The organism is Streptomyces sp. bgisy159 (assembly GCF_057707805.1).
Genome location: NZ_JBYIQX010000045.1, coordinates 1 through 18,554, shown reverse-complemented (window position 1 = coordinate 18,554; position 18,554 = coordinate 1). Strand labels below are relative to the sequence as shown.

At 73.9% G+C, this 18,554-nt stretch carries 19 protein-coding genes; 12 read left to right on the top strand and 7 right to left on the bottom strand.

Translation table 11 applies throughout. The features are described 5' to 3' along the window. The first annotated feature begins 26 nt into the window (after nucleotides 1–26). The 5 genes from rhaS to AC3ET3_RS30090 all read left to right on the top strand — a co-directional run bounded on the left by rhaS (nucleotide 27) and on the right by AC3ET3_RS30090 (nucleotide 5,536). Nucleotides 27–1,109, top strand: a complete 1,083-nt coding sequence (gene rhaS, locus AC3ET3_RS30110; RefSeq protein WP_435613234.1) for a rhamnose ABC transporter substrate-binding protein — start codon at nucleotides 27–29, stop codon at nucleotides 1,107–1,109. Nucleotides 1,110–1,145: 36 nt separating this feature from the next. Beyond that, complete coding sequence (locus tag AC3ET3_RS30105) at nucleotides 1,146–1,466, top strand: L-rhamnose mutarotase (RefSeq protein ID WP_435613233.1); 321 nt, start codon at nucleotides 1,146–1,148, stop codon at nucleotides 1,464–1,466. 49 nt (nucleotides 1,467–1,515) lie between these two features. Then, nucleotides 1,516–2,946 carry a BNR repeat-containing protein gene (locus AC3ET3_RS30100; RefSeq protein WP_435613232.1) on the top strand — a complete coding sequence of 477 codons (1,431 nt, stop codon included), beginning with the start codon at nucleotides 1,516–1,518 and terminating at the stop codon, nucleotides 2,944–2,946. A gap of 78 nt (nucleotides 2,947–3,024) precedes the next feature. Next, nucleotides 3,025–4,050: a LacI family DNA-binding transcriptional regulator gene (locus AC3ET3_RS30095; RefSeq protein ID WP_432138187.1), complete on the top strand. Its 1,026-nt coding sequence runs from the start codon at nucleotides 3,025–3,027 to the stop codon at nucleotides 4,048–4,050. Nucleotides 4,051–4,234: 184 nt separating this feature from the next. Next, nucleotides 4,235–5,536: an alpha/beta fold hydrolase gene (locus AC3ET3_RS30090; RefSeq protein WP_432138188.1), complete on the top strand. Its 1,302-nt coding sequence runs from the start codon at nucleotides 4,235–4,237 to the stop codon at nucleotides 5,534–5,536. Between the two features lie 44 nt (nucleotides 5,537–5,580). On the opposite strand, the gene AC3ET3_RS30085 is transcribed toward AC3ET3_RS30090, so the two are convergent. Beyond that, nucleotides 5,581–6,459, bottom strand: coding sequence for an MBL fold metallo-hydrolase (locus tag AC3ET3_RS30085; protein WP_435613231.1), 879 nt, complete (start codon nucleotides 6,457–6,459; stop codon nucleotides 5,581–5,583). A gap of 126 nt (nucleotides 6,460–6,585) precedes the next feature. On the opposite strand from AC3ET3_RS30085, the gene AC3ET3_RS30080 reads away from it, so the two are divergent. Together AC3ET3_RS30080 and AC3ET3_RS30075 are read left to right on the top strand one after the other, a co-directional pair. Further along, nucleotides 6,586–7,473, top strand: coding sequence for a helix-turn-helix domain-containing protein (locus tag AC3ET3_RS30080; RefSeq protein WP_435613230.1), 888 nt, complete (start codon nucleotides 6,586–6,588; stop codon nucleotides 7,471–7,473). A gap of 9 nt (nucleotides 7,474–7,482) precedes the next feature. After that, on the top strand, nucleotides 7,483–8,226 hold the full coding sequence (locus tag AC3ET3_RS30075) for a PIG-L deacetylase family protein (protein WP_432138191.1): 744 nt from the start codon (nucleotides 7,483–7,485) through the stop codon (nucleotides 8,224–8,226). 16 nt (nucleotides 8,227–8,242) lie between these two features. Here the strand turns inward: AC3ET3_RS30075 and AC3ET3_RS30070 are convergent, their stop codons facing one another. Continuing rightward, nucleotides 8,243–8,425 carry a DUF5999 family protein gene (locus AC3ET3_RS30070; RefSeq protein WP_432138206.1) on the bottom strand — a complete coding sequence of 61 codons (183 nt, stop codon included), beginning with the start codon at nucleotides 8,423–8,425 and terminating at the stop codon, nucleotides 8,243–8,245. 153 nt (nucleotides 8,426–8,578) lie between these two features. On the opposite strand from AC3ET3_RS30070, the gene AC3ET3_RS30065 reads away from it, so the two are divergent. Next, complete coding sequence (locus AC3ET3_RS30065; RefSeq protein ID WP_432138192.1) at nucleotides 8,579–9,409, top strand: pentapeptide repeat-containing protein; 831 nt, start codon at nucleotides 8,579–8,581, stop codon at nucleotides 9,407–9,409. Here the strand turns inward: AC3ET3_RS30065 and AC3ET3_RS30060 are convergent. Continuing rightward, nucleotides 9,371–10,879 carry a cytochrome P450 gene (locus AC3ET3_RS30060; RefSeq protein WP_435613229.1) on the bottom strand — a complete coding sequence of 503 codons (1,509 nt, stop codon included), beginning with the start codon at nucleotides 10,877–10,879 and terminating at the stop codon, nucleotides 9,371–9,373. The two genes, AC3ET3_RS30065 and AC3ET3_RS30060, sit on opposite strands and share 39 nt — an antisense overlap. A 118-nt stretch (nucleotides 10,880–10,997) precedes the next feature. Between AC3ET3_RS30060 and AC3ET3_RS30055 the strand changes: the two genes are divergently transcribed. Further along, nucleotides 10,998–11,603 (top strand): TetR/AcrR family transcriptional regulator, encoded by a 606-nt coding sequence (locus AC3ET3_RS30055; protein ID WP_435613228.1) that lies wholly within the window; start codon nucleotides 10,998–11,000, stop codon nucleotides 11,601–11,603. A gap of 79 nt (nucleotides 11,604–11,682) precedes the next feature. Continuing rightward, nucleotides 11,683–12,411, top strand: coding sequence for a DUF2470 domain-containing protein (locus AC3ET3_RS30050; protein ID WP_432138195.1), 729 nt, complete (start codon nucleotides 11,683–11,685; stop codon nucleotides 12,409–12,411). On the opposite strand, the gene AC3ET3_RS30045 is transcribed toward AC3ET3_RS30050, so the two are convergent. From AC3ET3_RS30045 to AC3ET3_RS30030, 4 genes are all read right to left on the bottom strand, one after another. Further along, nucleotides 12,379–13,626: a lactonase family protein gene (locus tag AC3ET3_RS30045; RefSeq protein WP_432138196.1), complete on the bottom strand. Its 1,248-nt coding sequence runs from the start codon at nucleotides 13,624–13,626 to the stop codon at nucleotides 12,379–12,381. The genes AC3ET3_RS30050 and AC3ET3_RS30045 overlap by 33 nt on opposite strands. Nucleotides 13,627–13,716: 90 nt before the next feature. Continuing rightward, on the bottom strand, nucleotides 13,717–14,754 hold the full coding sequence (locus AC3ET3_RS30040; protein ID WP_432138197.1) for a hypothetical protein: 1,038 nt from the start codon (nucleotides 14,752–14,754) through the stop codon (nucleotides 13,717–13,719). A gap of 75 nt (nucleotides 14,755–14,829) precedes the next feature. Continuing rightward, nucleotides 14,830–16,077, bottom strand: a complete 1,248-nt coding sequence (locus AC3ET3_RS30035) for an FUSC family protein (protein ID WP_432138198.1) — start codon at nucleotides 16,075–16,077, stop codon at nucleotides 14,830–14,832. 118 nt (nucleotides 16,078–16,195) lie between these two features. Beyond that, complete coding sequence (locus tag AC3ET3_RS30030; RefSeq protein WP_432138199.1) at nucleotides 16,196–16,690, bottom strand: FBP domain-containing protein; 495 nt, start codon at nucleotides 16,688–16,690, stop codon at nucleotides 16,196–16,198. 221 nt (nucleotides 16,691–16,911) lie between these two features. On the opposite strand from AC3ET3_RS30030, the gene AC3ET3_RS30025 reads away from it, so the two are divergent. Together AC3ET3_RS30025 and AC3ET3_RS30020 are read left to right on the top strand one after the other, a co-directional pair. Then, nucleotides 16,912–18,210: an ROK family transcriptional regulator gene (locus tag AC3ET3_RS30025; RefSeq protein WP_432155254.1), complete on the top strand. Its 1,299-nt coding sequence runs from the start codon at nucleotides 16,912–16,914 to the stop codon at nucleotides 18,208–18,210. A 57-nt stretch (nucleotides 18,211–18,267) separates the two neighbouring features. Beyond that, nucleotides 18,268–18,519 carry a hypothetical protein gene (locus tag AC3ET3_RS30020; RefSeq protein WP_432138201.1) on the top strand — a complete coding sequence of 84 codons (252 nt, stop codon included), beginning with the start codon at nucleotides 18,268–18,270 and terminating at the stop codon, nucleotides 18,517–18,519. Nucleotides 18,520–18,554: the final 35 nt, after the last annotated feature.

Genomic DNA, 18,554 nt, shown 5'->3' with positions numbered 1-18,554 from the left:
CCCCTCGTCCCGAAGGAACCCCAGCCATGCGCCAGTCCTCCCTCCGCCGTGCCTGCGCGGCCCTCGCAGCCGTCTCCTCCCTCGCCCTCGCCGCCACCGCCTGCGGCGGCACCACCAAGGAGGACGTGAAGAACGAGAGCACCGGCGCGGCGAACTCCGGGGCCACCGCCGACCCCGGTGCCGAGCTGAAGAAGGGCCTCACCGTCGGCTTCCTGCCCAAGCAGGTCAACAACCCCTACTTCACCTCCGCCGACCAGGGCGGCGAGAAGGCCCTGACGGAGCTGGGCTCCAGCTACAAGGAGGTCGGCCCGTCCAGCGCGACCGACACCTCCGGCCAGGTCTCGTACGTCAACACCCTCACCCAGCAGCAGGTCGACGCGATCGCCGTGTCCGCGCAGGACCCGGGCGCGCTGTGCACCGCGCTGAAGCAGGCCATGAGCAACGGCATCAAGGTCGTCACCTACGACTCCGACACCAAGCCCGAGTGCCGCAACGCCTTCGTCTCCCAGGCGTCCGCCGAGGACCTCGGCCGCACCGAGGTGCAGCTGCTCGCCGAGCAGATCGGCTACAAGGGCGAGATCGCGATCCTGTCCGCCGCCCAGACCGCGACCAACCAGAACATCTGGATCGACTACATGAAGGAGGAGCTGAAGGACCCGAAGTACAAGGACGTCAAGCTGGTCAAGGTCGCATACGGCAACGACGACGCCCAGCAGTCCTTCCAGCAGACCCAGGGCCTGCTCCAGCAGTTCCCGAACCTGAAGGGGATCATCTCCCCGACCACCGTCGGCATCAAGGCCGCCGCCCAGTACCTGTCGGGCTCCACCTACAAGGGCAAGGTCAAGCTGACCGGCCTCGGCACCCCCAACGACATGCGCAAGTACGTCAAGGACGGCACCGTCGACGCCTTCGAACTGTGGGACCCGGCCAAGCTCGGCGACCTCGCCGCCCGCGCCGCCGTCGCCCTCGTCTCCGGGCAGATCACCGGCAAGGAGGGCGAGGCCTTCGAGGCCGACGGCACCACGTACACCATCGGCAAGGACGGCGTGATCAGCCTCGGCAAGCCGACCGTGTTCGACGCGAAGAACATCGACCAGTTCGACTTCTAGTCCTTCTGGTCCTTCTAGTCCCCGGAGGGTTTGTTGATGCAGCGCGTGTGCTTCCTGCTGAAGGTCCGGGCGGACCGCCTCGACGAGTACCGCGAACGGCACGCCGCCGTGTGGCCCGAGATGCTCGACGCCCTGCGGGCCACCGGCTGGCACAACTACTCGCTGTTCCTGCGCGAGGACGGCCTGCTCGTCGGCTACCTGGAGACCGAGGACTTCCGGGCCGCCGTGACCGGCATGGAGGCCACCGACGTCAACACCCGCTGGCAGGCCGAGATGGCGCCGTTCTTCGAGTCACTGGACGGCGCCCGGCCCGACGAGGCCATGAAGCCCCTCACCGAGGTGTTCCACCTCGCCTGAACCGCACGTCCCCCCTCCCCGCACCTCGCCGACGACGGAGTCACCCGAGATGAAGAGACGTACGTTGCTGGGCGCCGCGCTCGCCGGTGCCGCGGCCGGCCCCGCGCTCGCCGACGGCACCGCCCGCGCCGCCGCCCCCGGCCCGTCGGTCACCCTGACCGGCAGCACCCTCCTCGACAGCCATGCCCTGTATTTCGTGTCCTACGACGGCCTGGTCAACAACAACTCCTTCCAGAAGAACGGCCTGCTCACCCACAACGGCCACCAGTACGCCGTCTGGTACACCGCCGACCGCAACGCCGTCGTCGGCCGGCGCAGGTTCCCCGCCTCCACCTGGGAGACCGTCGAGGTCGGCCACACCCTGCGCTACGACGACTCCCACAACGTCATCTCCATGGGCGTCTCGAAGGCCGACGGGCGGCTCCACCTGAACATGGACTCGCACAGCGACGGCTTCACCTACGTCAAGTCCGTCGCCGGGCTGATGGACGACCCGGGCGCCTTCACCTGGACCGCCGCCCGCTTCGGCGCCCCGCAGTCCACGCTCGACGGGCTCGCCCTCACCTCCCGGTTCACCTACCCGCAGTTCGTCTCCACGCCCGAGGGCAGGCTCCAGCTCAGCTACCGCGTCGACGTCTCGGGCAACGGCCGGTGCGCCCTCGCCGAGTACGACGGCACCTCCTGGACCGACCTGGGCGAGTGGACCGGCTCCACCGGCACCTACACCGGCGAGCACGGCTCCAGCACGGCCCGCAACATGTACCTGCACGGCATCGACTACGACGCGGACGGCCGGCTGCACGCTCTGTTCACCTGGCGCGAGCAGAACGGCGCCGTGATGTGCTCCGGCGGCGGCATCACCAACCACGACACCGGCTACGTCTACTCCGACGACCGCGGCCGCACCTGGCGCAACGACGCCGGCACCGTGGTCGGCGTCACCGGCAGCTCCGACAAGGTCTCCGTCACCGACGGCGGCCTGGTGGTGGACCCGCTCGACCCGGACCACTCCCTGATGAACCAGGAGAGCCAGTTCACCGACTCCGCCGGCCGCCCGCACGGGATCATCTCCTACGTCCCCGGCCGCTTCGGCCAGTGCACCACGAACTACGTCGCCGACCGCACCAGGAACGGCCGCGCCTTCCACCTCCGCAAGACCGCCGCCGGCACCTGGCGGAAGACCGAGATCCCGGTCCCGCTCGACTCCAGCCAGCGCACCAAGCTGATCCTCGACAGGTACGACAACGCCTACGCGATCTTCCCGTACTGCCGGATCGCCGCCGCCTCCGCGGCCTCGGGACACACCGACTGGGCGATGCTCTACGACGGGGTGAGCGCCGGACTCGACGCCTTCGGCGAGGTCGTGATCGACGAGACCCGGATCCGGCAGGACAACTTCCTGTCGATCATGTACCAGGAGAAGTCCGGCGGCATCACGCCCTCGGCGCTGCGCTCGCTGAACTTCCGCCTGCCCGCCTGACCCAGCCGTTGTGGGGCGGCCCGACGGTAATGTGAGGCTCGTCCTGTCGCCCCTCGTCCCCCCGGAGGTCCCTGCCCGATGGCCCAGTCGGTGGGTATCAAGGACGTCGCCCGCGCCGCCGGAGTGTCCGTCGGCACGGTGTCCAACGTCATCAACCGCCCGGACACCGTCGCCACCGAGACCCGGGCCCGCGTGCAGTCCGCGATAGACCGGCTCGGCTACGTCCGCAGCGAGTCCGCCCGCCAGCTGCGCGCCGGCCGCAGCCGCATCATGGGACTGCTGGTCCTCGACATGGGCAACCCCTTCTTCGTGGACGTCGCCCGTGGCGCCGAGCGGGCCGCCCGCGAGGCCGGGCTCGGCGTGATGGTCTGCAACAGCGCCGAGAGCGTCAGCGAGGAGGCCGAGTACCTCTCCCTCTTCGCCGAGCAGCGGGTGCGCGGTGTGCTGCTCACCCCGGCCGACGCCACCGGCCGCAACATCGACTCCTTCCGTCGGCACGGCATCCCCTTCGTGCTGGTCGACCGGGTCGCCGAGGGCACCACCGAGTGCTCGGTGTCCGTGGACGACGTCGCCGGCGGCGCCCTCGCCGTGCGGCACCTCCTCGACGCCGGGCACCGCTCCCTCGCGTACGTCAGCGGACCGCCCGGCTTCAACCAGGTCCGCGACCGCCGCACCGGCGCCCTGAACGCGCTCGCCGAGGCCGGTCTCGGCCCCGAGCACCTGCGGGAACTGCCCACCGAACGCCTCGACGTCGCCGCCGGCCGGGACGCCGGCGCCCGCCTCCTCGGCCTCGCCGACCGCCCCACCGCCGTGTTCTGCGCCAACGACCTGCTCGCCCTCGGCGTGCTCCAGGCCATGTACGCGGCCGGCGTCGGCGTCCCCGAGGACCTCGCCATCGTCGGCTACGACGACATCGAGTTCGCCGCCGCGGCGGCCGTCCCGCTCACCTCCGTCCGCCAGCCGGCCGTCACCATGGGCGCCCTGGCCGCGGAACTGCTCCTGGAGGAGACCGAGGAGGGGGAGGGCAAGCGGCCGCACGAACACCGGCGGGTGGTGCTCCAGCCGGAACTGGTGGTCCGCCACTCCAGCCTCTCCGCGCGCTGACAGGTCCCGGCGCCCGGTCAGCGGTTCCCCGGCACCGCGCCCATCCGGTGTACCCGTCCGTCGCGCCCGTCCGTCGCGCTCGGCCGCCGGGCGGCGCACGCGGCGGAACTCCCCGGACCGCTCCCGTCCGGCGCCTGTGCTGAACTGGGACGCGGCCTGCCCACCCACCGCTCCGGGAGCCCCGTTGACCGCGACCTACCGCCAGCCCGGCGTCGTCCTCACCGACCGCCGCTTCACCGTCCCCCTCGACCACGACGACCCGGCCGGGGAGACGATCGGACTGTACGCCCGCGAGGTCGTCGCAAGCGACAAGGCCGACCAGAACCTGCCCTGGCTGCTCTACCTCCAGGGCGGCCCCGGATTCGGCGCCAACCGGTTCATCGGCCGGCAGGCCTGGCTCGGCCGCGCCCTGCGGGAGTTCCGCGTCCTCCTCCTCGACCAGCGCGGCACCGGCCACTCCACCCCCGCGGGCCGCCAGACGCTCCCGCTGCGCGGCGGCCCCGCCGAACAGGCCGCCTACCTCACCCGGTTCCGCGCCGACTCCATCGTCGAGGACTGCGAGCTGATCCGCCGCGAGGTGACCGGCGGCGCCCCCTGGACCGTCCTCGGCCAGAGCTTCGGCGGCTTCTGCACGGTGACATACCTGTCAAGGGCCCCCGAAGCCCTCACCGCCGCCCTCATCACCGGCGGCCTGCCCTCCCTCGACGCCCACGCCGACGACGTGTACCGCGCCGCCTACCCGCGCGTCGAACGCAAGGTCGCCGCGCACTACGCCCGCTACCCGCAGGACGTCGAGCGGGCCCGCCGTATCGCCGACCACCTGCTCGGCCGCGACGTCACCCTCCCGGGCGGCTACCGCCTCACCGCCGAGGCCTTCCAGTCCCTCGGCATCCTGCTCGGCGGGGCCGACGGCAGCCACCGACTGCACCACCTCCTCGAAGAGGCCTTCGTGACCACCCCGCGCGGCCCCGAACTCTCCGACGCCTTCCAGGAACAGGTGCGGAGCCTGCTGTCGTACGCCGGCCACCCCCTCTACGCGCTCGTCCACGAGGCGATCTACGGCCAGGACGGGCGACCCACCGACTGGTCCGCCGAGCGGATCCGCGCCGAGTTCCCGCGGTTCGACGCGGCCAAGGCCCTCGCCGGCGACGGACCCGTGCTCTTCACCGGCGAGACCGTCCACCCGTGGATGTTCGACTGCGACCCCGCCCTGCGCCCCCTGCGCGACACCGCCGACCGCCTCGCCGCCCACACCGGCTGGACCCCCCTCTACGACCGGGCACGCCTCGCCGCGAACGAGGTGCCCGTCGCGGCAGCGATCTACCACGACGACATGTACGTCGACACCGCCCACTCCCTGCGCACGGCCCGTTCCGTCCGGGGCCTGCGCACCTGGGTCACGGACGAGTACGAGCACGACGGAGTCCGGACCGGCGGACCTCGCGTCCTGGACCGGTTGCTGGCCCTCGTCCGCGACGAGGTGTGAGCCCGTGCCGCCCGCCACCCCCGTCGGCGGGCGGCACGGACGACTCAGCCCACCGTGACGAAGGGCCGGTGGAGGTGACAGGTCGCCAGTGAGGCGCGCCGGCGGCGCGCCGAGGCCAGCAGGGCCAGGCGGCTGCGGCGGGCCTGCCCGGGGTCCGCCTCGTAGCGGTACGCCGTCCCCGGCGCCACCAGCTGCACGGCGTGCACCAGCACGTCACCGGTGATCCACACCTCCTCCCGGCCGCCCTCGACCAGCACCGACTGGTGGCCCGGGGTGTGCCCCGGCGTCGGTACGAGGGTCAGCGCCCCGCCGCGCCCGCGTACCCGGCACCGCCCGTCGACCTCTGCGAGCAGCCCCGCCCCGCGCAGCGGCTCGACCACGTAAGACCGCGCCGGGTCGTCCGCGGGCAGCCCCGACACCTCCACCCGCTGCACCAGGTAACGGGCAGCGGGGAAGACGGGGGCGCCGTCGGGCAGCACCGACCAGCCGTAGTGGTCGGAGTGCAGATGGGTGAGGACGACCGCCTCCACGTCCGTGACGCCGATCCCCGCCCGCGCCAGCCGGGCGGGCAGCTCACCGGGCGTGGGGGCCCAGCCCGACGCCGGGCTGCCCGCCGGCCCGACCCCCGTGTCGACCAGGGTGACCCGGCCGCCGGGCCGGCGTACCGCGAAGCAGCGGAAGGCCGGCCGCCACACGTCGTCCGGGCCGAACGCCCCCGGGTCGACCCGCTCGGCCCGCGCCCAGTCGCCGTCGTCCACGCCGGGGAACGCCTGGTGCGCCGGCAACGGGAACGGTCCCGCGGCGTCGAGCAGCGGCAGCACCTCCAACGCGCCCGAGCGGCGGGGCACGGCCCAGGCGGGCAGCGCGGCCGCGCCCAGGGCGGCGGTGGAACCTCTGAGGACGTTCCGACGTGACACACGCACCGCGGGGCCTCCCGGTCGGCCGACGAGCTGATGACAGGAAGAAGCGTGCCTGTCCCGGGAACCCCCGCTCTTGTAACTTCTTGCCCGATGGGACGAGGGCCGGGCAACCCCGGGGGAGTGGGCGCGATGGCCGTGGCACGCCGGACACTGCTGAACGGGGACGCCGCGTCCCTCGCCGACGTGTACTGCGGGGATCCGCCCCCCGGCTGGACCGAGCCGGGGCCCGCGCCGGTCTTCGGGCTCGTCCTGGTGCGCCACGGGGTGGTGCGGGCCCGCGTCGAGGGGGTGGAGCAGCTGATGGACCCCACCACCGTCTTCGTCGAACGGCTCGGCGGGGAGCAGCAGTTCGCGCACCCCGCCGGCGCCGACACCTACACCGAGATCGTCGTCTCGGAGCCCGCCGTGGCCGACCTCCTCGGCGGCGACCCCGTGATCCCGCAGGGCCTGGTGTTCACCACGCCCGCCCTCACCCTCGGCCATCGCGCGCTGCTGGCCGCCGCCCGCCACGCGCCCGACCCGTTCGCCGTCGAGGAGCGGGTCCTGGCCCTCACAGGCCGGGTGTTCTCCGCCCTCGCGCCCGACCGGGTCGCCGCCGGCTCACCCGCGACGGACCGGGCCCGGCGCCGGCTCGCCGACGAGGCGCGCGAGGCCCTGGCCGCCGATCGCACCCTCAGCCTGACGCGCCTTTCCGCGCTGCTCGGCTGCTCGCCCTTCCACCTCAGCCGGGTCTTCCGCGCCCGCACCGGCACCACCCTCGCCGGACACCGCGCCCACCTGCGGACCACGGCCGCGCTGGACCGCCTCCTGGACGGCGAACGCGACCTGGGCCGACTCGCCGCGGACCTCGGCTTCAGCGACCAGGCCCACATGACGCACGCGCTGCGTGACCACACCGGTCTCGCCCCGGGCCGGCTGCGTGCCCTTCTCGGCGGCGCCGCGGCCGGGCACGACGCGCCCGCCGCCGACGCGTCCGGGCGGCGCGCAACGGGCCCCCGGCGGACGCCCTCTCCGTAGGCTGGAGGCATGACTGAGCCGATCACCGACCAGCTCCGGCCCCTGCCCGACGACTGGCGGCGCGCCCTCGCGGTCGTGGCCCACCCCGACGACCTGGAGTACGGCTGCTCCGCGGCGATCGCCGCCTGGACCGACGCCGGCCGGGAGGTCGCCTACCTGCTGGCGACCCGGGGCGAGGCGGGCATCGACACCCTGGCACCGGAGGCGTGCGGACCGCTGCGTGAGCGCGAGCAGCGGGCGAGCGCCGCCGTGGTGGGCGTGTCCGAGGTGGAGTTCCTCGACCACCGGGACGGTGTCGTCGAGTACGGCATCGCTCTGCGCCGCGACATCGCCGCCGCGATCCGCCGGCACCGCCCGGAACTTGTGATCACCCTGAACCACCGGGACACCTGGGGCGGTGTCGCGTGGAACACCCCCGACCACGTCGCCGTCGGCCGCGCGACCCTGGACGCGGCCGCCGACGCCGGCAACCGCTGGATCTTCCCCGAGCTGACCGAGCGGGGCCTGGAGCCCTGGAACGGCGTCCGCTGGGTCGCCGTGGCCGGATCGGCCACCCCCACCCACGCCGTGGACGCCTCGCCCGGCCTGGAGCGCGCCGTGGCCTCCCTGCTCGAACACCGCACGTACATCGAGGCGTTGACCGACGAGGACCCCGAGGCGTACGCACGCGGGTTCCTGTCCGGGACGACCCGGGCGGCCGGCGAGCGGTTCGGGGGCCGGCCCGCCGTCGCCTTCGAGGTGTTCAGCCGCTGAGGCGCCGGACGGGGGGTCAGCCGGCGACGGCCGGCCGACCCACCGTCCGCCCGTCGGGCAGCAGCTCACCGGTGTCGTCGAAGACGATGGTGCCGTTGCACAGCAGGCTCCAGCCCTGTTCGGGACGGGCGCGGACCACGACGGCGGCCAGGTGGTCGCGGCTGTCCGCGGGCGGGCACGGTGGCTGGTGGCTGCACATGGCGGTCTCCTCGAAGCGTCGCTGCTGCACCTGCGTCCGTCGACTGTGCTCCAGTGATAGCCGACGTTGTTTTCCGCTGGATGAGAGGACCCCCACAGGCCCGGGTTCCCGGCGGTGAGTTTTTGCCGCCGGGCCTTCCGTATCCTGGACGACATGCAAGATCAGACGACCGGTCGGGCGGACCTGCGCGGTGACTGCGGGAACTGCTTCGGACTGTGCTGCGTCGCCCTGCCCTTCGCCCGCTCCGCGGACTTCGCCCTCGACAAGGACGCCGGGACGCCCTGCCCGAACCTGAGGGACGACCACCGCTGCGGCATCCACGAGCGGCTGCGGACGAACGGCTTCACGGGGTGCACGGTCTACGACTGCTTCGGCGCCGGCCAGAAGGTCTCGCAGGTCACCTTCGCCGGCCGGGACTGGCGCACCGCGCCCCGGGGCGAGGCCCGCCGCGTGTTCGACGTGTTCCCGGTGGTGCGCCAGTTGCAGGAACTGTTGTGGTACCTCACCGAGGCGCTCACCCTGCCGGCGGCCCGTCCGCTGCGCGCCGGGTTGCGGCGCGCGCTGGAGGAGACCGAGGCCCTGACCCGGGGCACCCCGGAGGAGCTGGCCGCCCTGGACGTGGCCGCCCACCGCCAGGACGTCAACGTCCTGCTGCTGCGGGTCAGCGAGCTGGCCCGGGCAGGCGCCGGCGGCAGGAAGAAGGATCGGCGGGGCGCGGATCTGATGGGCGCCCGGCTCAAGGGCGCCGACCTGCGCGGGGCGAACCTGCGCGGCGCCCTGCTGATCGCCGCGGACCTCACCGGGGCCGATCTGCGCGGCGCCGACCTGATCGGCGCGGATCTGCGGGACACCGATCTGACGGACGCCGATCTGCGCGGCGCGTTCTTCCTGACTCAGCCGCAGGTGACCGCGGCGCGGGGGAGCGCGGGCACCCGGCTGCCGTCGTCAGTCTCCCGTCCGGCGCACTGGACGGGACGCTCCTGACCGAACCGTCTCCGGGGCCGGCTCGGTCGCGTCCGTCCCGGGCGGGCGCCGCTGCGGACGCAGCCGCAGCCCCTCCGGCATCAAGGTCAGCCGCTCGGTCACCCGCAGCCGGTAGCCGGGGTCGGCGTGGAAGGCGTAGCGGCGCAGCAGCAGGCCCAGCACCAGCGTCGCCTCGTGCAGGGCGAACTGCCGGCCGATGCAGGCCCGCGCCCCGGTCCCGAACGGCTTGAAGGTGTGCGGCGCCCGGGCGCGTACGGCCGCCGCCTCGAACCGGTCCGGGTCGAACCGCTCGGCGTCCTCACCCCACACGTCGGGTGCCCGGTGCAGCATCGGGGTCAGCACCAGCGCCCAGGCGCCCCGCCGCATCGGATGCCGCCCGGCGAGCACGGTGTCCCGCCGGGCCTCCCGTGCGAACGCGGGCGCGGTCGGCCACAGCCGCAGCGACTCGTCCAGTACCCGGCGTACGTACCGCAGCCTGGCCACCTGCTCGTAGCCGGGGTCGGCGGTGCCGCCCCACACCCGCTCCACCTCGGCGCGGGCCCGGGCGGCGACGTCCGGGTGGCGGGAGAGGTAGTGCAGCGCGAAGGAGAGCGCCCCGGAGGTGGTCTCGTGGCCGGCGACCAGGAAGGTGATGACCTGTCGGCGCACGTTCTCGGGGGACAGCCGCTCGCCGGTCCGCGGGTGGGCCGTCGCCAGCATCCGGTCCAGCAGGTCGCCTCCGCCGGCCCCGTCCCCCTCGCGCCGGGCCCGTACCAGGGCGTCCACGGTGCGGTCGAGGTAGGCGATGTCGGCCTCGTTGCGGCGGCTCGCGCCGCGCAGCAGCAGCGGCGCGGCGGGCGCGGGCACGGTGTTGAGCCGCTGCGCGTGGCTGAGCGTACCGACCATCGCGGTCACGAAGGGGTGCGGCCGGGACCGCTCGAACGAGCCGAAGTCGTGCCCGAACCCGGTGCGCGCGATGGTCTCCAGGGTCAGTTTGGTCATGTCCCCGGGCACGTCCACGGAACGTCCCGCCGACGCCGCCCGGTCCCAGTGGTCGGTGAGCTGCCGCGCCACGTCCAGCATCATCGGGTGGTAGCCCGCCATGGCCTCGCGGCTGAAGCCGGGGGCCAGGACGTCGTGGGCGAGCTGCCAGTTCGGCTCGTGGTTGTACGCGGTGAACAGCGCGTCCCCGACCACCGGCCGCAGGTTGGCGATGCCGAGCCCGACGTGCTTGGCGAACCGCGTCTCGTCCGCGAGGTCGGCGGCGAGGTCCGCGCCCCACACGAACACGAACTCCTTGCCGAACGCCCGCCGCCGGAAGATCGGCCCGAGCCGCCGGGCGTGGCGCAGGGAGTCCTGCACCGGGGTGCCGCGGTGGGTGCCGAGCACATCGCCGAGCAGCGGCAGCCGGTGCGGCGGGTGGGGTATGCGGTGCAGTTCGGGCCAGCCCTGCTCGGCGCTGCGGAACCCCCGCGGAAGTGGTGCCACCATGACGCGATCTCCCTTGAACGAGCCTGATTCAGCGGCGGCTTGCGGCTTGTTGTATGCGGGTTCAATAGCGGCCCCAGTCTGCGGCGCTTGTTGAACCGGCGTCAAGTAAGGTGCGGGCATGGCTGCGAACGAGGGCGGGCGCACCCGCCGCCGGCTCAGTACGCAGGAGCGCCGTGAGCAGCTTCTGGCGGTCGGGGCGCGGCTCTTCTCGGAGAGTCCGTACGACGAGGTGTGGATCGAGCAGGTCGCCGAGATCGCCCGCGTCTCACGCGGACTGCTGTACCACTACTTCCCGACGAAACGGGACTTCTTCGCCGCGGTGGTGGAGCGCGAGAGCGACCGGATGCTGCGGATGACGGCCCCGGTGCCGGGCGTGCCGGTCCGAGAACAGCTCACCGCCGGGCTGGAGGCGTATCTGGAGTACGTCCAGGCCCACGCGCACGGCTACCGCGCCTTCCACCGGGCGGACGCCGCCGGTGACCGGACGGTGCGTCAGGTGTACCGGCGGGCGCTGGCCGCCCAGGAGCGCCAGATCCTCGCGGCCCTGGCCGCCGATCCCGAGTTCGGACCGGCCGTCGAGGCGCGGGCGGACGTCCGGCTGGCCGTGCGGGGCTGGCTGGCCTTCACGACGGCCGTCTGCCTGGAGTGGCTGCGTACGGCGGAACTGACCCGGGAGCAGGTGCGGGACCTGTGCGCGCGGGCGCTGCTCGGGGTGCTGGCCTGACGCGCGAGGCCGGCCCGGTGGTTGGCTGCACTCGCGATCTCCTATAAGTTAGGCAAGGCTTACCTTAGGAGGTTCTGGGATGGGTGACAGCCAGGAATGGACCGCCGCGCCGTCCGCGGCGGAGCGGGCCCGGTCCGTGCTCGCCACCGCGTGGTCCTGCGCGGTGACCGCGGACGGCGGACGCGAGGAGTTCGTCGGCGCGCACACCGCCGCCGAGGACGGCCGCGTCCTGCTGGGCGTGCCCGACGACAGCGCCCTGCGCACCGCCGCCCTCTGCTCGCCGCGCGGCGAGCCGTCCGCCGTGCTGGAGTTCGCCGACGTCGCGCCGGTCCCGGTCCGCGCCCGGATCCGCGCCCGGCTCTGGCTCGCCGGCTGGTTCCGTCCCGAGGACGACGGCCGACTCGCCTTCCACGCCACCCGGATCGTGCTGAAGCAGCCCACCGGGGCCGTGGTCGTCGACCGCGGCGAGTTCGCCGCCGCCGCGCCCGACCCGCTCGCCGGCGCCGAGGCCCGTCTGCTGACCCACCTCGCCGACGCCCACCCCGACGCCGTGGAACGCCTCACCCGGCTCGTCGGCCCCGACAGCCTGCACGGCGCGGTCCGCGTCCAGCCCCTCGCCGTCGACCGGCACGGGCTGACCCTGCGGGTAGAACGCGCCCGTGCGCACGGCGACGTACGGCTGACCTTCCACACCCCGGCCGACGGGGTCGCCCAGCTCACCGAGCGGGTGCACGCCCTGCTCGCACAGGCGGGGCGGGCCGGCTGCCCGCACGCCCTACAGCGGCAGCGCGCAGACGGCGACGGGTGACGCGAACGGCTCACCCGCGAGCCGCAGCCCGCCGCTCGACGGGTCCACGTGGAAGACGCTGACCGTGCTCGACCGCTGGTTCGCCGTGAACAGCAGCCGCCCGCCCGGGGCCAGCGCCAGGTGGCGCGGGAAGTCCCCGGCCACCGGCACCGTCCCCAGCAGCCGCAGCCGGGCCCCGGCCGCCTCCACCGCGTACCGCGCCAGCGTGTTCGCGCCCCGGTTGGCGAGATAGGCGTGCCGGCCGTCCGGCGCGACCACCAACTGCGCCGGGTAGTTGGTGCCCTCGCCGGAACCGGTGGACAGGGGCGCGCCGATCGTCAGGCGGCCCGTCGCCGGGTCGTAGGCGCACACTGTGACCGTGTCGTCGTTCTCGTTGGCCAGGTAGGCGTACCGGCCGCCCGGGTGGAAGACCAGGTGGCGCGGGCCGGCACCGGGCCGCGCGTGGGCCTGCGCCACCTCGCGCAGGGTCCCGGACCGTTCGTCCAGCCGGTAGCTGTAGACGGTGTCCGTGCCCAGGTCGACGGCGAGGAGATGACCGCCGTCCGGCGCGGTGACGAACTGGTGCGCGTGCGGGCCGTCCTGCCCGGGCCCGGGCGCGGGCCGGCGATGCGTGACCGTGTCGGTGCGGTCGCCGAGCGCACCGGAGGCGCCGATCCGGTGCACCGCGACACTGCCCGAGCCGTAGTCCGCGCTCAGCAGCCAGCGGCCCCCCGGGTGGACCGAGAGATGGCACGGGAACGTGCCGCCCGTGGCACTGCTGCCCAGCACCTTCCGGTCTGCCGTGCGCACGGCGGTCACCGTCCCGCGCTCCCGCTCGTTCACGGCGTACAGCGTCCGGCCGTCCGGGTGTACGGCGAGATAGGACGGATCGGCCACGCCGGCCACCGTGGCACCCCCGGTGATCCGCCCGGACACCGGGTCGTACGACGCCGTCCCGATGCCCCGGCCGCCGCCCTCGGCGGAGGTGTAGGTGCCGAGGTACAGCGGACGGCGGGAAGGCGACCGGGACGTGGCGGACGGTGCCGGCGCCGAGGCACCCGCCCGCCGTGAGGGCCCGGTGGAGCCGTCCGGTGTGGCGGGCGAGGCGGGGCTCCCCTCCCCGCCGTCCCCGGAGCACCCGGAGAGCGTCCCGCCGGCGGCCAGGGCGGCGCCGAGCGCCCCGACGAAGCGGCGCCTGCTCCAGCCGGCGTCCGCCTCTTGTGTCCCACCGGTCATGTCCGCACCTCGGCTCGCGGTCGTCCCCTTCCGGACAGCCACCTTGACGCGGCAGCGCGCGGGGCGCAAAGCCGCATCACCGCTGTGGGCCTACCAGTCGCCGTCCTGCACCGGTTTGCCCGGCGCGTCCCCGAGCGGCTTCACCTGGCCGGGGGACGGCGGCTGCCAGGCCTCCAGGTCGTCGCCCAGCCAGTCGCCGACCGGCTTGACCGCGCCCAGCGTGTCGGTGGGGGCGAGGTCCTCGCCGTCCTGGTCGTAGTAGTCGAACCAGGGCAGCCCCGCCCGCGTGTACGCGGCGCGGTCCACGGGGGAGGGCGGCGGGGCCTCGCCGGTGATGCGCCGCCACTCCGGCGGGGTCACCAGGTGCACGAAGACCCGGCCGGCCGGCTCCTCGGCCCAGTCCTTCGGCGACCGGTCGTCCTGGTAGACCTCCTGCCGCATCGAACCGCCGACTCCGAGTCCCATCGCGGCGGCCCTCGGCGCGGCGGCCGGAGCGGCGGCGGCCACGGGCATCGGCACCCCGCCCGGGGCGGGCGGCGGACCGCCGTACCCGCCGCCGAACTGCGGCCGCCGCATCGCCCGCTGCCGCTCCGCCTTCCGCCACTCGGCCCGCTTCCGCTCGTTCAGCGGGAACACCTGCAGCTGGATCCCGCCCCAGACCTCCTCGCCGGTCACCTGGCCCTCGACGGTCGCTCCCAGGCCCAGCGGCACCGCCACGAACTGGCGCACGGTGCCCTTGCCGGAGTTGATGCCGTCCAGCCAGGGCTGACGGGGCAGTACGACGTAGTTCTGCGGGCGCCGGCTCAGCCGGTCGCGCCACCGCTTCCCGGAAACCGCGCACACCTTGCCCACCCCGACCTGCAGGGCGGCGGGCTCCGTGCTGCCCGCGAAACTCAGCCACATGGCCTCCCGCAGGTACACCGGCAGCATCACGCCGCCGCGCGCCAGCCACTCGGCCGGCGCGGTGTCCGGGTAGTCGCCGACCCGCCGGACGGGGAACTGGCCCAGGCCCGGCGGCAGTGGGTGGGTGCCCTGCTCGGGCAGCCTCAGCGTCCGCACGAACCGCACCACCACACCGCCCGGCAGTCGCAGTGTGTCCCCGTCGACGCGCACGCTGCTGTCGGTCATCCCTCGGTACCCCCTCGCTGTCGTGCGGCCCGAGGACCGCACGGCCCGCCACACGAGCGGACCGCCGTCGTCACCTCACATAGAACGACCGGCGGCCGCCTTGCGGTTCCGCCACCGATGGCTGGAAATCCACTCCCTCGCCCGGGTCAGGCGGGGCCGCCGGGAGCGCCGCTCGCGTCCGTAGCGGTCCAGCTCCTCCAGCAGGCGGCGGGAGCGGTGCTCGGTGTCCAGCTCGTCCAGGATGCGGTTGACCTCGGTCAGTACCGCGCCGTGCAGCTGCCAGTGGCGGTCGTCCCGCTGGATCTGTTCCGTGAGCAGCTGGGCCAGCTTGTCGCGGGTCGTGGCGGCCTGGTGCAGCTCGGCGGCCAGCCGCGCCTCCGCCGCGTCGGCGTTCTGGCTGACATGGGTGGTGACCAGAACGGAGAAGCTGACCACCGCGTCGGCGATCTCGGACAGCAACTGCTCCAGGGCGGCGCCGCTCTCGGCCGGGAAGAGCGGTTCGGGTTCGCGCTCCTTGGCGAGGTCGGTCAACGTGCGGGCGAGCACCCGCAGCACGACCGTGCAGATCTCCAGCGTGTCCAGCCCGGTGCGCAGCACGATCCGGTGCAGCAGGCCCTCCTTGACGCGCGGGTTGAGCCGCAGACTGTCCTCGGCCTGCCGCAGGGCCGCGTCGACCTCCACGATGTCGTGGTCGAGACGGCGTGCCTCGTGCAACCGGGCGGCGGCCCGTTCGACGGGCGTCCGCCCGGCGGCCTCCTCGCCGACCCGCAGCATCAGCTGCCGTACCCGCCGGGCCAGTCCCTCGATCGACTCGCCGGCTTCGTCCACCCAGACCGGCGGCGCCAGCAGGAGATTGCAGCCGAGTCCCACGACCGCACCGATGAGCGTCTCCACCACCCGGGCCCACGCCGTGTCGCCGACCGTGGTGACGCCGAGCACCAGCATCGCGCTGATCGCCACCTCGGGCACGTACTCGTCGACGCGCACCAGATGGCCGACGGTGAGCGCCGCCACGATCAGCAGGGCCAGGCTCCACCAGGTCAGTCCGACCAGCAGACTGAAGGCGATGGCGACGAAGACGCCGGCCACCACGGCGTTGACCCGGCGGATGCCGTTGGTGAGCGTGGCGTACAGGGTGACCTGGACGACCAGCAGCGCGGTCAGCGGCGCGGTGAGCGGGGCGGCCTCGGGCGACAGCCGCAGGGCCACGACATAGGCCAGCGTCGCCGCCACGGCCGACCGCAGCGTCTGCACGACCACCGGGTCCCGACGCCGCCTCATCAGTCGCTCGAGCGACACCGATCCCTCACGTACATCCAGCATCTTGTGGCCTGTTCCCCGTCCCCGGTGATCTCGAACGTCCCTCTAGGACGGGAGCTGTCCGCAAGGGATGCTTCATTGTTCACGAGGGGCGGAAAAAGACCAGGTGCCGGCGGGGGTGTCAGAGGTCGAGCTTGTCGAGGAAGGCGAAGAGGTTGCCCGTCGTCCGGGCGATCTGCTCCTCCACGGTGAGGCTCTCCTCGAAGCGTCCTCCGGACTGCGGGACCTTTCTGCCGCGTACGTACAGCGAGCAGGCGAGGTCGGTGCACATGTACAGCCCCACCGAGTTGCCCTCGCGGCCGGCCGCGCCGGCCTTGCGCGCGGTCATCAGGGACACGCCGCCGCCGGGATGGGTGGTCAGGCACAGCGAACACAGGCTGCGGTGCAGGAACCCGCGCCGCGAGGACGGGTGGCGCAGGGCCACGCCGAGCGGGCGGCCCTCCCGCTCGGTCACCAGATAGCCCCGGTCCGGCGCCCCGGGGTCGCGCCAGCCGAGGAAGTCCAGATCGTCCCACGGGCGTGCCTCCAGGTCGCGGGGCACCGCCAGGCGCTTGGCCTCTCCCTTCGAGCAGTTGACGAAGGAGTCGCGGATGTCCTGCTCGGTGAGCGGGCGCATGGGGGTTGCCTCCAGTGCCGTGGTAGTTCCCCGAACCTAGGGGGTCTAGGTTCGGGTTCCCAGCGTAGGGAGGAGGCGTTGGCGCGAGCCATCGGATTTCCTCCCCGAAGGCCTGCCGGGCACCTCTTGGCTCACACCGTGAACTAAGGGCTGGAGGATCATCGCGCGGACCTCGCCCGCAGAGGTATGTTGCAGGTCGGACAGGGTGCGAAGGGGGCCACATGACGGCGCGCAACGGGCGTACGGTACGCGATCTCAGGCGGGCCAACCGCACGGCCGTCCTGCAGCGGCTCTACTTCGACGGACCGCTCAGCCGCTTCGAGCTCGGCCCCGCCACCGGGCTCAGCTCCGGCTCCGTCAGCAACGTCGTCGCCGACCTGGTCGCCGACGGCCTGGTCGAGGAGGCCGGCAGCGTCGACTCAGACGGCGGACGGCCGCGCACCCTGCTGCGCGTGTCGCCGGGCAGCGGCCACATGATCGGCGTCGATGTCGGCGAGACCCGGGTGCGGATCGAGCTCTTCGACCTCACCCTCACCGAACTGGCCCGGGCCCAGCGTCCGTTGACCCATCGGCGCTACGAGGTCGAAGGGATCGTCGGCCATGTCCGCGACGGCGTCGCCGAGGTACTGGACGCCGCCGGCATCGCCCCGGAACGGCTGCTCGGCGTGGGCATCGGCGTCCCCGGCATCGTCGAGCGCACCCCCGAACGGGGTGCGGTCGTGCACGGACAGACCATCGGCTGGGACGCCGTCCCCCTGGAGGAACTGCTGAGGGGGAGTTCCTCCCTGCCCGGCACGGTGCCGTACTTCATAGACAACGGAGCCCGCACCCTCGGCCAGGCCGAGATGTGGTTCGGCGGCGGGCGCGGCGCCCGCAACGCGGTCGTCGTCCTCTTCGGCTCCGGTGTCGGCGCCTGCCTGGTCACCCCCGAGGTGGAGCACGGGCGGGCCGTCGAGTGGGGCCATCTCACCGTCCGGGTACGGGGCCGCCGCTGCCGCTGCGGCGCGCTCGGCTGCCTGGAGGCGTACGCGGGGGCCGAGGCCCTCCTCGACCGCTGGCGCGAGGAGGGCGGGCAGCCGCCCGAGGGGACGGACGAGGAGACGGCCCTGACGGCGATGCTCGCCGCCGCGCATCCGGCCGAGGGCGGCGGCGAGGCCGACCCCGTCGCCCGGGCGGTCCTGGAGGAGACCGCCGAGTACCTCGGTGCCGGCCTCTCCGACCTGATCAACCTCTTCCAGCCCGAGCGGATCCTCATCGGCGGCTGGGCCGGACTCCAGCTCGGCAGCGGCTTCCTGTCGGCCGTGCGCCGCCACGCCGTCGCGTACGCCCTGCGGCACCCCGCCGAGAAGGTCGCCGTCGAGCTGGGCCGGCTCGGGCCGGACGCGGTCACCGTGGGTGCCGCGATCCTGCCGCTGGCCGACTTCTTCGCACGCGGCGGGCGCCGGCCCGAGCCGCCGCCCGGCGGTCCGGCCCCCGCCTGGCAGACCGTGCTGGAGGAGCGGGCACCGCGCACGGGGTGAGGTTGCGCCGCCGCCTGCGGGGTACCCGCCCGGGCCGCGACAGGAAGGGAGCACGCCGTGGCCGAAGAGCGGGACAACGGGGGCCAGGCCGACGCGCCGGTGCCCCGGGACATGCAGGACCAGCAGGCCGGCCCGGGCGACGACCGCTGGGAGGTCGGCGCGCCGGACCGGTTGGAGGAGACCGACGAGAACGCGCCCGCCGACGGTGGGGACGGGGACGTGCCCGACACGGACGAGGCCGGCACGGGCCGCCGCGGCGCCGCGCCGCCGACCGCGGAGCATCCCACGCCGGACGAGTCCCCGGCCTGACCCCGACAGCCGATGCGGCACGGGGGGACGGGGGG

Bases quoted from the DNA above. Each gene is read 5' to 3' on its own strand.
- AC3ET3_RS30100 (WP_435613232.1), top strand. From the start codon at position 1,516: ATGAAGAGACGTACGTTGCTGGGCGCCGCGCTCGCCGGTGCCGCGGCC.
- AC3ET3_RS30095 (WP_432138187.1), top strand. From the start codon at position 3,025: ATGGCCCAGTCGGTGGGTATCAAGGACGTCGCCCGCGCCGCCGGAGTG.
- AC3ET3_RS30030 (WP_432138199.1), bottom strand. From the start codon at position 16,690: ATGCGCCCGCTCACCGAGCAGGACATCCGCGACTCCTTCGTCAACTGC.
- AC3ET3_RS30060 (WP_435613229.1), bottom strand. From the start codon at position 10,879: ATGGTGGCACCACTTCCGCGGGGGTTCCGCAGCGCCGAGCAGGGCTGG.
- rhaS (WP_435613234.1), top strand. From the start codon at position 27: ATGCGCCAGTCCTCCCTCCGCCGTGCCTGCGCGGCCCTCGCAGCCGTC.
- AC3ET3_RS30050 (WP_432138195.1), top strand. From the start codon at position 11,683: ATGGGTGACAGCCAGGAATGGACCGCCGCGCCGTCCGCGGCGGAGCGG.
- AC3ET3_RS30040 (WP_432138197.1), bottom strand. From the start codon at position 14,754: ATGACCGACAGCAGCGTGCGCGTCGACGGGGACACACTGCGACTGCCG.
- AC3ET3_RS30035 (WP_432138198.1), bottom strand. From the start codon at position 16,077: ATGCTGGATGTACGTGAGGGATCGGTGTCGCTCGAGCGACTGATGAGG.
- AC3ET3_RS30045 (WP_432138196.1), bottom strand. From the start codon at position 13,626: ATGACCGGTGGGACACAAGAGGCGGACGCCGGCTGGAGCAGGCGCCGC.
- AC3ET3_RS30075 (WP_432138191.1), top strand. From the start codon at position 7,483: ATGACTGAGCCGATCACCGACCAGCTCCGGCCCCTGCCCGACGACTGG.
- AC3ET3_RS30055 (WP_435613228.1), top strand. From the start codon at position 10,998: ATGGCTGCGAACGAGGGCGGGCGCACCCGCCGCCGGCTCAGTACGCAG.
- AC3ET3_RS30065 (WP_432138192.1), top strand. From the start codon at position 8,579: ATGCAAGATCAGACGACCGGTCGGGCGGACCTGCGCGGTGACTGCGGG.
- AC3ET3_RS30070 (WP_432138206.1), bottom strand. From the start codon at position 8,425: ATGTGCAGCCACCAGCCACCGTGCCCGCCCGCGGACAGCCGCGACCAC.
- AC3ET3_RS30105 (WP_435613233.1), top strand. From the start codon at position 1,146: ATGCAGCGCGTGTGCTTCCTGCTGAAGGTCCGGGCGGACCGCCTCGAC.
- AC3ET3_RS30080 (WP_435613230.1), top strand. From the start codon at position 6,586: ATGGCCGTGGCACGCCGGACACTGCTGAACGGGGACGCCGCGTCCCTC.
- AC3ET3_RS30025 (WP_432155254.1), top strand. From the start codon at position 16,912: ATGACGGCGCGCAACGGGCGTACGGTACGCGATCTCAGGCGGGCCAAC.